Raw genomic sequence first — 14238 nt, forward strand, 5'->3', positions numbered from 1 at the left:
AACGCAAAACGGCCGCCCCGAAGGACGGCCGTCAAATCTCATACGATCCGCTTTGCTCAGCTGAAGCGGCCTGCGGCATGGGCCAGCATGGTGTAGACCTTGCCGGTGTCCGAGGTGAGGTAGGTCTGCGTCATCGTCTTGTCGCGGTCGTTGCGGGCCACGTCGGCGAGCAGCTTCTCGAAATCGGAGATGTAGCGGTCGACGGCGGTGCGGAACTCCGGCTCGCGCTCGTATTTGCGCTTGATCTCGTCGAAGGTCTGCTGGCCCTTCAACGTGTAGAGGCGACGGGTGAAGACGTCGCGCTCGCCGCGCTGGTAGCGGCGCCACAGGTCGACCGAGGCGTCGTGATCGATCGCGCGGGCAATGTCGACCGACAGCGAGTTCAGCGATTCGACGACATGGCGCGGGTTGCGGCTGTCGGCGGGACGGGCCGTCTGGCCTTCGCTGCGGGGCTGGGTGAACTGGCTTTCCTCACGCGAGACGGCACCGCGCAAAAGATCGCGCATCCAGCCGCCTTCGCCGCCTGCCTTTCTGGCATCGGTTTCGGCGGGCAGGGGCTGCGCGCGCTGCGGAACGGTGGCTGCTGCTGCGCGCTCCAGCCCGAGGCTGCCGCGAAGCTGCGGCTGTTCCTCGCGGCGTGGCTCGACGCGGGCTTGCTGCTGAACGGGCTGCTGGGCAGGCGTTGCCTGAACGGCGGGGCGCGAGACTTCCAGCGCGGCCGAGGACTTTCCGATAATGTCGGACAGGTCCTGCAGCGCCTTGATCTGCTCACTGACGGCGCGCCGCATCTGGGCGGCGTTTTCCTTCGCTTCTTCCGGCAGGTCGAACGCGCCGCGCTTGAGTTCGCCACGGGTCTGGTCGAGTTCGCGCCGGATTTCGCCGGCGGCGCGGCGGATTTCCTCGGTGGCGCCGGAGAACTTGCCGATGGCTTCCTCGACCGCCTCGCGCATTGCATCGCGCATGACGGCCGTCGCGGCCTCGGACTTCTTGCCGGATTCGTTCAGCAGGCGATCGACATCCGAAAGCGAGGCGCTGACGCTGCCGCGCAGGCGGTTTGCGACTTCCTTGGTGCGCTCCTCGGCGCGTACGAAGGCGCCCTCGACGGACTGGCCCGCTTCCTCGCCGGCCTTGACGAGCGAGTCGCGCAGCGTGGTGGCCGCAGTCTCGGCGCGTTTTTCGGTCTCGCTCAGGATGCGGCCGACTTCGGCGAATGAGCCCTGGATGCCGCCGCGCAGGTTGCCGGCGATCTGGCTGGAGCGTTCCTCGGCGCGGCTGAAGGCGCCTTCCACCATGCCCTCGAGCGAGCGCATGGTACCCTCGATTTCCTCGGACCGCTGCACGAGGCCGACGGAGAGCGCACGCAGCGCATCCTGACGTTCCTCGAGCGTCGAGACGAGGTTGGACTGGGCGGCGGCCAGGAGATCGGATGCCTGCGACAGGATCTTCGAGTGGTCCTCGAAACGACCGACGATGCCGCCGATCTGGGAGAGGGTGCCGGCCGCGATGTCCGACAGGCGGTCGACCTTGCCTTCCAGCAGGCGCGACGTGGTGGCGACCATTTCGGAGGCGCGCTCGGCCGACGAGCTGAAATGCTCCGCCGTGCTGCTGAGACGACCGTCGATGGCACCCAGCGTCTGGCTGGCGGCGTCGACCATGCCGGCGATGGCGCCGTTGCTTTCCGAAAGGCGGGCGATCAGGCCGTCGACATTGGCCTGGAGGCCATCTTCGATCGCGCGCATCGCGCCGGCCGCTTCGTCGGTGCGGGTCGTGATGGCGGCCAGCGTGTCGGCGGTGCGGGCCGAAATCGCGTTGATGAGCGCGGCGTTCTCGTTGCGCAGGCGGTCGGCACTTTCGCGGGCGACGCCGGTGATGCGTTCGGCAGCCTCGCGGCCGACGGCGGCATAATCGTCGATGACCGGGCGGGCTTCCTCGTTGATGAGACGCGACAGCTCTTCCGTGCGGCTCGCCAGCATGGAGTTGAGCTCGCGGGTGCGCTCATCAAGCGTGGAGCGAATGGAGGCGCCGCGCGTATCCAGCGCCTTCTGGACATCGCCGAGGCCCTGCTGCAGGGCCTGCGCCTGACCGGCCAGTCGGCTTTCCGTCTCCTCGATTGTGCGAGCGAAAGCCTCGTTGCGGCTGGTAAGGTTTTCGGCAAATTCAGCGCCGGTGCGCGCGATGTTTTCGGCAACACGCTGGGCTTCAGTGCCCATATCCGTGGCCGCACGGGATACTGCGCCGCGCAGCGAACTGCTGATGTTGACGAATTCCTCGCCGGTCTTTGCCAGCGACTGGGCCGAGCGCACGGCTTCGGCATCCATGTCCTGCGCAGCCTGCGAGACGGCTTCGCGCAGCGTCTGGGCAAGACCGGCGGCCTTGCCGTCGATGGTGCGGTTTACATTGTCCAGACCGATGGTGAGAGCGCGGTCCATGGTGCCGAGGCGTTCCTCGATCCGGCCGGTCTTGTCCTCGATGGTGGTGGCGATGCGTTCGGAGGCCTCACCGGCGATCTGGGCGATCTGGTTGGCGCGCTCGGTCAGCGTGCCATCGATACGGCCGGTGGCTTCGTCCACCACCTGTGCAATCTGGTTGGCGCGCTGGGTAAGCGTGCTGTCGATGCGTCCGGTGGCTTCGTCTGCGACCTGTGCAATCTGGTTGGCGCGCTGGGTGAGGGTGCTGTCGATGCGCCCGGTGGCTTCGTCTGTGACCTGCGCGATCTGGCTGGCGCGCTCCGACAGCGTGCTGTCGATGCGCTGGGCAGCGTCGCCGGCAACGCGCTCGATATCGCCGACATGGCCCGCGAGGGTCGCGGCGATGCGCGCCGTGGTCTCGTCGCCAATGCGGTCGACTTCGGCGATGGGGCGGGAGAGGGCGTCGGAAACGCGCAGCGACACATCGCTGCCCACGCGCTCCAAGTCGGCAAGGCGCTCGCCGAGCGTGTCGGAGATGCGCGATGCTGCCGTATCGACGATGCCGGAGACGTTGTCGACGCTGTGCTCTATGCGGGCTTCCAGCTTGCCGAGGTTTTCTTCAAGGCGGCTGCCGGTGGTGTCGAAGCGGTTGGCGACGCTGTCGACGGTCTGCTCCATACGGGCACCGAAGGCATCCGCGGCCTGCGCGATCTTGGACGTCGTCTCGCCGAGGCGTTCTGCAACCGCGTCGGTGCTCTCGCGAACGCGGTCGTTCAGGAGATCGGCGCTGGTGTCGATGGTGCGGCGGAGCGATTCCTGCTGCTGCTCCAGCGAGATTTCCAGCATGCCGGCACTGGTCGCGATGGCCGTGCCGATGGCGGTGGTCTGATCGTTCAACGTCTCCGTGAGCTGATCGCGGCCTTCGGTGATGGCAACATTGATCGCATGAATGCGGTCGTCGAGTGTCGCGCGGATCTGTTCATGCGTTGAGACGAGCGAACCGGCAAGCTCCGAGGCGCGGCCCGAGAGGGCTTCGGCGATTTCCGCGGCACGGCCCGAGAAGGCGTCTGCGAACTCGGTGGCCTGGCCGTGGAGCACGCCGCCAAGCTGCTGGCTGCCTTCCGACAGTACGTACTCGACGCGGTCGGCCGCGTTGTCGATGGCCGTCTGCATGGAGCCGGCGCTGTTGGAGAGTACGGAGGCGAGGTTGGCGGTGCGGCCGGTAATGACCTCGTCGATCTGGCGGGCAGCGCCTGTGAGCGCGGTTTCGACGCGGTTGGCTGCCGAACCCACGGAATTCTCAAGCTGGCTGCCGGTCTCGTGCAGCATGGCAGAAAGGGCGGCCGTGCGCTCCGTGAGCGCGCTGTCGAGGCGGTTGTGGCTCGCCGCGATCGTGGAGGTGATCTCGTCGGCGCGGGCACCGAGCGCTTCTTCCATGCGGGCCTGTGCGGCCTGGATATCGGTCGCAATGGCCGTGCCGCGGTTGTCGAGTGCTTCCGTCAGACGGCGTTCGCTGCCCGAGATGCTTTCGGCCAGCGCGTCGGCGCGCGCGCCGAAGCCGCTTTCGATGCGGTTCTGCACATCGGCCAGGCCACCGAGCAGGGCGGACGACTTTTCCGACAGGACAGCACCCATGCGCTCATGCGCGCCGCCGACGGCATTGCTGATGGCATCGGCATGGCCGGAAACGGCGCTTTCGAAGACTTCCTGGCTGGTGGCGATGGTGGTCGCCAGCGCAAAGGACTGGTCCGTCAGCGTGTTGCCCAGGCGGTCGATGCTGGAGGTGAGAATGCCGTCGATCGCCTCGCGGCCGCTTGCGACGGTCTCGTTGATGCGGGCAAGGCTCTCCATCAGCTTGGAATCGAGCGAGCCGGCACGCTGGTCGAAGGCCTGGGCGAATTCCTCCACGCGCTGGTCGAAGGCACCGGCGATCTGGCCGACGGTTGCCTGCATGCGCTCGTCGAAGAAGCCCGAACGCAGGTCGAGGTCCATGACCGTATCGTCTGCGGCGTTCTTGAGGCTCTGGCGGAACTGCGCGCCCTTTTCGTCCAGAGCCGCATTCATCGACTGGAGAACGTGATCAAGGCCGCTCGTCACGGCATGCTGGCCAATGGAAAGGCTCTCGCTGATCTCGCGGGTACGGGCGATCAGCGTTTCATTGAGCTGCTTGGCGCGCTCGTTGAGTGCGGCATTGAGCTTTTCGGTATTCGCATCGAGCGAGGTCGCGCGCGTTTCGAACTGCTGGAGAAGATCGCGGCCGCGGCTGTCGAGGCTCTGCGTCAGCTGATCGAGGCGCGTATCGAATTCGTTGGCGAGAGCAACGCCGGAGGAGCTTAGCGTGGACAGGAGGTTGTCGGTGCGGGCGGCAAGCATGGCGCCGATGGTTTGCGTCGCACTGTCGGACTTTTCCATCAGCATGGCGGCGCGCGTGTCGAGCATGGAGGCGAAGGCTTCGCCCGAGGTGGCAAGCCGCGCGGTGATGCTCTCGCCGGCGCTGGCGAGTTCGTCCTTCAGCTGGTCGTGCGCGCCCGAAATCGACGAGCGGATGCGTTCGGCATGGCTGACGATCGCCTCGCGTTCGGTGCCGAGTTCCTGCACGAGCGTGCGCACGCGCATTTCATTGTCGGAATAGCTGCGCTCGAGCGCGTTGACCTCGGAATGCACCAGCGTTTCGAGTTCCGTGGCGCGCGCGATGGTGCGCTCGATGCCTTCGTTCATCGCCGATACTTCACGACGCACGGCCTGGCCGACGGACATGATGCGGTCGGCGGCGACGGTTTCCGGCTCGGAGAGGCGCAGGGCGACTTCCGCCATGGAGCGTGCCGCGCTGCGCAGTTCGTGAGCGCGCGCGATCATGATGGCGAAGGCGAAGAACAGCATGATCGGCATGATGATCGCGACCAGCATGCCGATGGCGCCGGGCAGGGCGACCAGATCGGCGATGGAGCGGATCTGCCAGATCTGCGGTGCATAAAGAAGATTGGCAACGCCGACGCCGCCGATGATCCAAAGCGCGGAGGCAAGCGCAGCCATGCGGATCGGGCCGCGCGACGAGCGCATGTCGAGCGACTTCAGAATAGCAGCAGGTGTCTTGCGCGAACCGTCATTGGCGGGCGCAAAGACCGGGGTCTTCGGGCCGGGCTCGGGGTTCAGGTTGCGCGGAGCCTCGGCGGACGCCTGCTGGGCCTGCGTCTTTCCCTGAATTCGGCTTGCTGGTTCAGACACACGGGCCTCCGACGAATCCGTCTTCGAAGGCGTCTCCGCAGTCAGATCGTCGAAATCGATTTTTAAGGCCTCTTCAAGAGCCTGAAATGCCTTGTCGTCGATCGACTCAATGGTCTTGTTCGTCGCCATGCGGGTACGCCTCGTTACCATGTCCGGGGCGACCCCTATACGCGCCGCCGCTGCTCGGGCGTATTCGAAGTCGTCCGGTTGGCGGTCGGTCTTGCCGCGAACCCTCATGGTTGCGCAGCGTCCGGGCCGCCGTTCATTCCCAATTCGTTCGATAGACCGAAATGACGGAAGCTTGTATATCCGCCAACGGCTTATCCACCGGGACTATCCGGCCGTATCGTAGTGACACATTAGCCTGTATCACACAATTGATTGCCATCTCCCTTAGGCTGAAACTTAACAGGAAGTTAATTTCAGCCGATTCTGTATCGCAATGGAAAGCTTGAGAAAAAAGCCTTTTTTCAGGCATTAACCATAGTTTGCGATTCATGCCCATTTTGCGCCGTCTTTTAATCCGATAGGGGCGTCCGCCACGCACAATGGCATCCGTTTTCCGCGCGTTAGGCGGAGCGAACGGACGGGCAGGCCCGTGAACGTGGCATGCTCCATAACGAAACAAGCGCGCGCGGCGCGAACAAGGATATTGGCAAATGGCAGCGCTCAACATCGCCTTCGATACTCCCGACAATGCCAGCGGCATCTGTGCCTCGAATGGACGGCCGATCGATTTGGTACACCTTGGCCGCCAGACCATGGGCGACAAGGCGCTGGAGCTGGAAGTGCTGCAGATGTTCGCGCGGCATGCCCGCCAGAGCATGCAGGAACTCGCCAAATTCGAAGGTGAGGCGCGCGCGGCCATCGCACATCGCCTCAAGGGCTCGGCGCAGTCGGCCGGCGCGACGGCCGTCGCGCGTGCGGCCGCGGCGCTGGAAGAAAACCCGTCCGATGCGGTGGCACTTGCCGCCATCACCGCCGCCGTCGTCGAGGCCGAAAACTTCATCCTGAAGCTCTGCCGCTGAGCGGCACTGTGGCATAACGGCAGCCCGATGCGCCCGGATGGTCGTGCGGCGGGGCCTGATGTTGACTGTGGAGGGGTTTTGTTGGAAACCTCGGCCGCAACGCCGGCAGGCGGGCGGCTGCCCGCTGCGCCGGACAGAGGCCCCTCGGGCCGCTCACAGAATTCGGAAGCCATCATGAGCAAACTTACCATCGTCGCCTTCGACGGCACCCGTCACGAACTGGATGTCGCCAACGGCTCCACGGTCATGGAAAATGCCGTTCGCAACTCCGTGCCCGGCATCGAGGCCGAATGCGGCGGCGCCTGCGCCTGCGCAACCTGTCATGTCTATGTCGACGAGACCTGGACGGCACTTGTCGGCCCGCCGGAAGCGATGGAAGAGGACATGCTCGACTTCGCCTATGACGTTCGGCCGACCTCGCGGCTTTCCTGTCAGATCAAGATGTCGGATGCTCTTGATGGTCTCGTGGTGCACGTCCCCGAGCGCCAGGCCTGACATCACCTTCCTGAAAACGGATTTCGACTAGCCGGCGCGCTGAGGCGCGGCCGGACCCATAGTCATGGGCGCAGAAAGCGCTGGCTTGGCCCTGCAGTTATCAGGTCGGTGGATAAGGCAAAAAAAGCCTCGCCGGTCTATGGGACAAGCGAGGCGAGGAGGGCGCACCGCAGCCAGGAAAGGGAGGAAACAACCTGCTGCTATGATGTGGATGCGCCAGGAGAACCTGTTACAAACTGCTTCATGCTGCACAGGGAGAAACATATCCTCCCGGTCACTGTTGAAATGAACATAAGGTGATTTGCGCATTTGCGCTATCGCAAGAATTCACCAGTCATTTTACGCATAAAACGACAAAGCTTGCATCGTATCGCGGGTTTTGACCGCGACTGTGCTGGCAATACTGAGCGGCCAGGCCGACTGTACTCACTTCCCGTTGTTCAGGCGGTGCGTCAGCAGGCGCATCATGCGGTCGTTGAAGTTCTTCGATTCGATGCGGTCGAAACGGGCCTGGTCGGCATCGTGGCGTGCCACGGCATCGGCGGTGACGCGGTCCACCCGTGCCTGCATGCGCTCGCAGTCGCGCTCTGACGGCAGGCGCCGAAGCGTGCGCTCCAGTTCGCGGGCATGGGTGCGGGCGATCTCCGCATGCCGCTCCTCGTGGCGCTTGATGTCGCTCGACAGCGTATCCCAGATCAGGGCGAGCGACGGGGTCGCGCGATTGCGGTTCTTCCAGCGCGGCAGGATGATCTGCGTGGAGAGCACGACCTTGGCCTCGCCGACCGCGCAGCGGTCGTTGCGGCGGACATAAGTCACGGAGCCGCCCCACTTGATCTTCGTTGCGCCCGGATGCCGCGAGCCGCTACGCTTCATCATCGGTCCGCGTTTCGACAGTTCCGCGTCGAGTTCGGCGGCCGTGCGCCCGCCGACGGGAAAGTAGGAGAAGGTCTTGGTGGTGATCGTCTGTGCACCGGCTGGCTGGAAAGGGAGCGAGGCGAGGGCGGCAAGGGCCATCAGGCGGGCGATGGTCTTCATTCGAATCCGTATTCCTTTCGCGCCGGCGGGATGGGCCCGACGGTGTGCCGGCAATGCGCCGGTTGAACTTCGTCTAAGCTTGGGGCATAGGCTCGGCAAGCGCAACACCCATTCGGGATCGCTGGTTAACCGCCGAAGGAAACCGCCATGTTCTCGCCGTTCGATCCCTTCCGCTGGGCGCTCGCCCATGGCCGGCATCTGGACCTCGGCCCGCGCGGGATTCTCATGGCGATCGTCAATGTGACGCCGGACTCCTTTTCCGACGGTGGGCGCTTCGACAGCGCGGACGCGGCCGTCGCGCGCGCGATCCTGTGTCTGGAAGAGGGCGCCGAGATCATCGATATCGGTGGCGAATCAACCCGGCCGGGCGCTGCATCTGTTTCTGCGGCCGAGGAGCAGGACCGGATCCTGCCGGTCATCGAGGCACTTGCCGGCACCACGGATGCCATCATCTCAGTGGACACCTATCGCGCGCAGACGGCGCGGCTTGCGGTCGCCGCAGGCGCCCATATCGTCAACGATGTGCATGGGCTGCAGCGCGAACCTGACATCGCCGAGGTCGCGGCGCAAAGCGGGGCAGGGCTCTGCATCATGCACACTGGGCGCGGCCGTGGGAAGCGGCCCGACGTGGTGGAAGACCAGTATCTCTTTCTTGGGCGTTCACTGAAGATCGCCCGTGCGGCCGGGGTGCCGCGCGAGGCCATGGTGCTCGATCCCGGCTTCGGCTTTGCCAAGGACACGGACGAGAACCTGGAGCTGATGGCGCGTTTCGGCGAGCTCTATGGTTTCGAGCTGCCCATCCTGGCCGGCACGTCGCGCAAGCGTTTCCTCGGCGCGCTAACGGGGCGCGAGGCAGCAGAAGACCGCGATGTGGGCACGGCTGCCACGACTGCGTTGCTGCGCATGGCCGGCGCGGCGGTCTTCAGGGTACACGATGTCGCAATCAACAGGGACGCGCTGGCCGTTGCCGATGCTATGCTCTCGGCGCGGCGCACGGTCGCTGCGCGTGAGGCGCACGGCGAAACGCCGGCGAGACAGGATACACCATGACCACCAGCTACACGATCACGCTCAAGAACTGCGCCTTCTTCGCCCGTCACGGCCTGCATGATGCGGAAGAGTTTCTCGGGCAGCGCTTTTTCGTCGATGCGGAACTCGACGTCCTGCCGCTTCGCCCGCTATCGGACGACGCCATCGATTCGACGGTCGATTACGGCGTGGCCTTTCAGGAAATCGAAAAGATCGTGACCGGCCAGCGCCGCTATCTGATCGAGGCGCTGGCGCAGGAGATCGCGACGGTTCTCTGTGCGCGTTTCCCGCAGATTTCGCGCGCCCGCATCACCGTGCGCAAGCCGAATGCCCCCGTGCCGGGCGTGCTGGACTATGTTCAGGTCACGGTCGATCATGTCGTCTGAGGCGTTCCGCCGGGCCACGCTCGGCCTCGGCGGCAATATCGGCGATCCTGCCCGTGCGATGACCGAGGCGCTGCGCGCGCTCGATGCGCGTGCGGATTGTCGTGTGGTTGCGGTGTCGCGGCTTTATCGCACGCCACCCTGGGGCAAGACGGACCAGGACTGGTTCTTCAACGCCTGCGCGCTGATCGAAACGACGCTCGCGCCCGAGCCTCTTCTCGATATCTGCCTTGGGATTGAGCGCGACATGAAGCGCGAACGCATCGAGCGCTGGGGACCGCGCACCATCGATATCGATGTTCTGACCTATGAGGGTGTTGAACAGGTCGGCGGGCGGTTGGAGTTGCCGCATCCGCGCATGACGGAACGCGGCTTCGTGCTCATGCCGCTTGCCGATGTCGCGCCGTCGCTGGACGTCGCGGGGCGTCCGGTCGCGGCATGGCTGGAAGCGGCGGATGTCACGGGCATAGAGCCGGCAAGCGCCGACCCGGACTGGTGGCGGACTACTTGATCGAGCCGACGGCGATGTCGTCGAGATTGCGGTCGAGCGACAGGCCGATGACCGGGATCATCTTGTCTTCGACCTTCACCGAAATGGTGATGTTCATCTTCTTGTCGCCATCGAGGCGCGCGATCATGGCGCCGTTCAGCTTCTGGCGGTTGATGCCGACTACGACCTTGTTGCCGTTGACCTGACCGGAAACGATGTCCATGCCCTTGCCGGCGGCTCCGTCAAGGAACTTGCCCTTGTAGGTGCTTCCCGCCTTGCTGATCAGCGCGGACATGGGCTGCTTGAAGACGCCGACGCGGCAGAAGCCGTCGAGCTGGATGCCTGCTCCCTTGGCGGCGACGGGGCTGCCCATCAGGTCGCAGTTGAACTTGGTGCCCTTGTATTTTCCGGCAACGATTTCACCCGCGCCCTGCCAGTTGCCGGCGACCTGTTCGAAAAAGGCCCTGTCGCGCTGCGAGGCTGATGCGGGAAGCGCAATGGCGCTGGCTGCGAGAATGGCCGCTGCGGAGGCGCGGGCGATCAAAGAGGTGCGCGAGTACATGAACGATCCTTGATGGGCGATGGCCATTGGCCTGCTTTGAGCTTTCAGGTTTGCGCGAAAATGGTTAACGGACGGTTTCCGGCGGGCTTGCTCGCGTCTTTTGATGGTGCATGACGGCCCGGAAAACCGGGGTGTTGCAGCAAGGTCACGCCTCGTCGCGGCGGTTGCCTGCGGTGCCGGGCGTCAGGTCGCCAATGAAATCGCCGATGCCGGGACGCTTCAGTGCGCGGAAGGGCATGGGGCGGCAAAGGTCCATGGCCGCGATGCCGATACGGGCGGTCATCAGGCCGTTGATGACGCCTTCGCCGAGCCTCGCGGAGAGTTTGGAGGCGAGCCCGTGGCCCAGAACCTGCTGCACCAGGCTGTCGCCCATGGCAATGGATCCGGTCACGGCGAGATGAGCGATCACGTCACGCATCAGCCGCAACATGCCGATCTTGCCCGGGCGCCCGCCGTAGAGTTCGGCCATGCTGCGCACCAGCCGGCTGCTCTCGTAGACGACATAGCCGAGGTCGACCAGCGCGCGCGGGCTGACGGCGGTTACGATGGAGACGCGCTTGGCAGCGCCGAGGATCAGGGCGCGGGCCTCGCGATCGAGCGGGCTCATCAGTTCACGCTCGGCAAGTTCGATCAGGTGCGCGGCATCGATGATCTCGCCATCGGTTTCGGCGAGCCGTGCACGGCCGCGCGCCGTCTGCGGGCGTGCGGCGAGGAGCTGGACGAGGCGCGCAACCATGGCGCGGCCGCCGGCCGGCGTGGGCGACGCGGCCGCCTCTTCGATATCGTGCTTGAGATCCTGCACGGCGGCGAGGCGTCTAAGGCCGATCAGCTCGCGCAGCACGACACCGAGAAGGGCGAGGACCGCCACGATGGCGGCCGTGAGGGCAAGATAGCCCAGCCAGTCGTTGCGGCTGAACAGATCGCGGATCAGCGCATCGACCCACAGGCCCACGGCGAGCGATATCAGCACGCCGAGCGCGCCGAATACGATGCGGCCGAGCGTGATGCGGCGCGGACGCGGTGCGGCGACGGGCGGTGTAAGGTCGGGCAGGTCCGCGGTCGTTGCGATGAAAGGGTCTTCCGCATCCGGCGTCAGCCTGACGGGCGCATCGAAGGCGGCGGGCGGACGGGTGCGTTCGCTCTCCGGCCGGGTGGCGGCGGCATCGGCCGGCAGGGAGAAGGCGGCGGGCTTGCGTGGTCGGTCGTTCATGCGAGCCTGTCTCCGATCAGATATTGCAGCGCGCGGTCGAGCCGTATGTGCGGCACAGACAGTTTCAGCCCGCCGCCGGTTTCCTCGATATGGGGCGGGCGAAAGCGCACGAAATTGAGGAGATGTTCGCCTTCAGGAGCCGATTCAAGTGCTTCGAAAAGTGAATCCGGATTCTTTGGCAAGTCCCCGGGAAATATCGCGGTTTTGCGTTCGCCGTCGAAGGTTTCGCCGTTGATCGTTTCGCCTGCCATCGGTACGCCGACGATGACAGGCAGGTCCTCGCCGCCATGCTTGACGGTGGCCTCGCGCGTAGCGCGCACGGAAGCGAGCGCCATCACCTCGATGCCCGCGCCACTCATGCCGATGCGCTCGATGGCGCGCTCGACGAGACGGCGGGTGACGGCCTCCAGCCGGGGATGGCTTTCATGGTGCAGGTGATCGGCCTTGGTGGCAGCGATCACGATGCGGTCGATGCGCCGCGTGACGAAGGAGGACAGGAAGCTGTTGGACCCGGCGCGGAAGCACTCCAGCACGTCGCCCAGCGCGCGTTCGAGGTCGTGCACGGCCTCCGCGCCGCGATTGATCGCCTGGAGCGCATCGATAAGCACGATCTGCCGGTCGAGGCGGGCGAAGTGCTCGCGAAAGAACGGGCGCACCACATGCGCCTTGTAGGCTTCGTAGCGCCGCTCCATCATGGCTTGCAGCGAACCGCGTGCCGGGCTGCCCTTGGCGAGATTGGGCAGCGGCGCGAAGGTAAGCGCAGGCGAGCCTTCCAGATCGCCCGGCATCAGGAAGCGGCCGGGCGGCAGGGTGGAGAGCGAGCGCTCGTCGGATTTGCAGGCGCGCAGATAGGCGGTGAAAGCTTCCGAAAGCGCCCGCGCCGTCGCCTCCGATGCGGTCGCGGCCGGATCGACCGTTGCGGATAAAGCCAGCCAGTCGCGGGCAAGTTCGGCGCGGATGCCCGAGCCTGCCAGTGTGACGGTCTTTTCGCTGAAGGTCCGGTAGTCCTGCGCCAGCAGCGGAAGATCGAGCAGCCATTCGCCGGGATAATCGACGATGTCGATGGACAGTTTGCCGGGCGAGAAGAGGCGGCCCCAGCCCGAAGCGCTCTCATATTCAAGCGTGAGGCGTAGCTGCGAGATGGCGCGCGTGGAATCCGGCCAGATTCGGTCGGCGACCAACGCTCGAATGTGGTCCTCATACTGGAAGCGGGGCACGGCATCATCCGGCTGCGGCTCCAGGCGGATTTTCGACACCCGGCCCGAGCGCCCCGCCTCGAACAGTGGCAGGCGCCCGCCGTTCAGCAGATTGTGCACGAGCGATGAGATGAAGACCGTCTTTCCAGCGCGCGAGAGGCCCGTCACACCGAGCCGGATCGACGGGTTGACGAGATTGGTGGCGCGGCCTGTCAACGCATCGAGCGCGAGCATGGCTTCATCGGTCAGGGTCGTCAGGCTGGGGGGCACGGTTTTCCTTCCATCATCGAAGGCGATATAGGAAACCCGACGACGCTGAAAAAGAGGCGCCGGGATGCCGTGCTTCTATCAGCGCACGGGGCGCGGCGCCATGAAGCCGGCGAGGCAGGCGCTGCCAGGGTCCTTGTGCGTCGGACGGCTGTCGAAATCCAGGATGGCGAGGCCTGCGGTCGGATAGCCCAAGGGCGCCGCCGCTTCGGCGATCTCGCTGCCGACGAGACTGTGGAAGAACTCCTCGACCATCGGATTATGACCCACGATCATCACCGATGTTTCTGCACGCGCTGCGAAGGCAAGCTCCGCATAGGTCTCGACGCCGCTCGAATAGAGCGAATCGACATACTCGATCGGCAGGTCCTCGCTGATCGTCCGGCGGAACGGCGCTGCCGTCTGGCGGCAGCGCAGGGCCGTGGACGAGATGATGAGGGATGGCCCGTATCCCTGATCGACCGCCTCTTCAGCGATGATTTCCGCTTCGGCAAAGCCTTCGTCATCAAGTGCGCGCTCGAAATCGGACTGGCCCGGCTGGGCCCAGGCGGCGCGGGCATGGCGGAGGATGTAGAGCCGGAATGCCGGCGTGCCAAGAGATGTCAAATCGATGCTCCATCCGCCCGCGGCCGACCATCAGGACCGCTTTTCGACTTCATGTCTTTCCGCGCGGGAAAGATCAACCGCTTTTGCAGGCGTGCGCGTTCACGTTTGCGGGCAACGGCGGCACGACCCGCCGAATAAAAATCGTCGTGACAAACCCTTGGGGGACGGAAAGTCGTGCCTATATTCTCGGCACGCGCCCAAGACGGGGTTGCGGGTCTTCCTTCCTTTGACCTTGTGAATGCCGTCTTGAGCGCAGGCAACGAACGACTGTTTTGCCATCCTGTTGTAATTTTGATGAAATATT

Annotated in this window: 11 protein-coding genes; 5 read left to right on the plus strand and 6 right to left on the minus strand. The window is 65.0% G+C overall.

Features of this window, described 5'->3' with window-relative positions; translation table 11 throughout:
- Positions 1-56 precede the first annotated feature (56 nt).
- Positions 57-5762: an apolipoprotein A-IV repeat region-like domain-containing protein gene (locus tag MKI86_RS06805; RefSeq protein ID WP_241598973.1), complete on the minus strand. Its 5706-nt coding sequence runs from the start codon at positions 5760-5762 to the stop codon at positions 57-59.
- A 530-nt stretch (positions 5763-6292) separates the two neighbouring features.
- Here MKI86_RS06805 and MKI86_RS06810 point away from each other — a divergent pair.
- Positions 6293-6661, plus strand: a complete 369-nt coding sequence (locus tag MKI86_RS06810; protein WP_241598975.1) for an Hpt domain-containing protein — start codon at positions 6293-6295, stop codon at positions 6659-6661.
- 174 nt (positions 6662-6835) lie between these two features.
- Positions 6836-7156, plus strand: coding sequence for a 2Fe-2S iron-sulfur cluster-binding protein (locus MKI86_RS06815; RefSeq protein WP_134649955.1), 321 nt, complete (start codon positions 6836-6838; stop codon positions 7154-7156).
- Between the two features lie 426 nt (positions 7157-7582).
- Here MKI86_RS06815 and MKI86_RS06820 read toward each other — a convergent pair whose 3' ends face one another.
- Positions 7583-8191, minus strand: a complete 609-nt coding sequence (locus MKI86_RS06820; protein WP_241598977.1) for a DUF922 domain-containing Zn-dependent protease — start codon at positions 8189-8191, stop codon at positions 7583-7585.
- 147 nt (positions 8192-8338) lie between these two features.
- On the opposite strand from MKI86_RS06820, the gene folP reads away from it, so the two are divergent.
- From folP to folK, 3 genes are read left to right on the plus strand one after another with little or no spacing between them, the layout of a single operon-like run.
- Entirely contained in the window at positions 8339-9241 is a 903-nt protein-coding gene (folP, locus tag MKI86_RS06825; protein ID WP_241598979.1) for a dihydropteroate synthase, read from the plus strand.
- Entirely contained in the window at positions 9238-9606 is a 369-nt protein-coding gene (folB, locus tag MKI86_RS06830; RefSeq protein ID WP_134649952.1) for a dihydroneopterin aldolase, read from the plus strand. Before folP ends, folB begins: the two co-directional genes overlap by 4 nt.
- Positions 9596-10114 carry a 2-amino-4-hydroxy-6-hydroxymethyldihydropteridine diphosphokinase gene (gene folK / locus MKI86_RS06835; RefSeq protein WP_241598981.1) on the plus strand — a complete coding sequence of 173 codons (519 nt, stop codon included), beginning with the start codon at positions 9596-9598 and terminating at the stop codon, positions 10112-10114. Before folB ends, folK begins: the two co-directional genes overlap by 11 nt.
- Here the strand turns inward: folK and MKI86_RS06840 are convergent.
- From MKI86_RS06840 to MKI86_RS06855, 4 genes are all read right to left on the minus strand, one after another.
- Positions 10107-10655 (minus strand): hypothetical protein, encoded by a 549-nt coding sequence (locus tag MKI86_RS06840; protein WP_241598983.1) that lies wholly within the window; start codon positions 10653-10655, stop codon positions 10107-10109. The genes folK and MKI86_RS06840 overlap by 8 nt on opposite strands.
- Positions 10656-10800: 145 nt before the next feature.
- Positions 10801-11865: a YcjF family protein gene (locus MKI86_RS06845; protein WP_241598985.1), complete on the minus strand. Its 1065-nt coding sequence runs from the start codon at positions 11863-11865 to the stop codon at positions 10801-10803.
- Positions 11862-13331 (minus strand): YcjX family GTP-binding protein, encoded by a 1470-nt coding sequence (locus MKI86_RS06850; RefSeq protein ID WP_241598987.1) that lies wholly within the window; start codon positions 13329-13331, stop codon positions 11862-11864. Before MKI86_RS06850 ends, MKI86_RS06845 begins: the two co-directional genes overlap by 4 nt.
- Before the next feature lie 78 nt (positions 13332-13409).
- Entirely contained in the window at positions 13410-13934 is a 525-nt protein-coding gene (locus tag MKI86_RS06855) for a SixA phosphatase family protein (protein WP_241598989.1), read from the minus strand.
- Positions 13935-14238 lie beyond the last annotated feature (304 nt).

The sequence above is a fragment of the Shinella sedimenti genome (assembly GCF_022601905.1).
Taxonomy (GTDB): Bacteria; Pseudomonadota; Alphaproteobacteria; order Rhizobiales; family Rhizobiaceae; genus Shinella; species Shinella sedimenti.

Excerpts from the sequence above, each read along its gene's own strand:
- MKI86_RS06815 (WP_134649955.1), top strand. The coding sequence starts at position 6,836 with ATGAGCAAACTTACCATCGTCGCCTTCGACGGCACCCGTCACGAACTG.
- MKI86_RS06840 (WP_241598983.1), bottom strand. The coding sequence starts at position 10,655 with ATGTACTCGCGCACCTCTTTGATCGCCCGCGCCTCCGCAGCGGCCATT.
- folB (WP_134649952.1), top strand. The coding sequence starts at position 9,238 with ATGACCACCAGCTACACGATCACGCTCAAGAACTGCGCCTTCTTCGCC.
- folP (WP_241598979.1), top strand. The coding sequence starts at position 8,339 with ATGTTCTCGCCGTTCGATCCCTTCCGCTGGGCGCTCGCCCATGGCCGG.
- folK (WP_241598981.1), top strand. The coding sequence starts at position 9,596 with ATGTCGTCTGAGGCGTTCCGCCGGGCCACGCTCGGCCTCGGCGGCAAT.
- MKI86_RS06805 (WP_241598973.1), bottom strand. The coding sequence starts at position 5,762 with ATGGCGACGAACAAGACCATTGAGTCGATCGACGACAAGGCATTTCAG.
- MKI86_RS06845 (WP_241598985.1), bottom strand. The coding sequence starts at position 11,865 with ATGAACGACCGACCACGCAAGCCCGCCGCCTTCTCCCTGCCGGCCGAT.
- MKI86_RS06820 (WP_241598977.1), bottom strand. The coding sequence starts at position 8,191 with ATGAAGACCATCGCCCGCCTGATGGCCCTTGCCGCCCTCGCCTCGCTC.
- MKI86_RS06810 (WP_241598975.1), top strand. The coding sequence starts at position 6,293 with ATGGCAGCGCTCAACATCGCCTTCGATACTCCCGACAATGCCAGCGGC.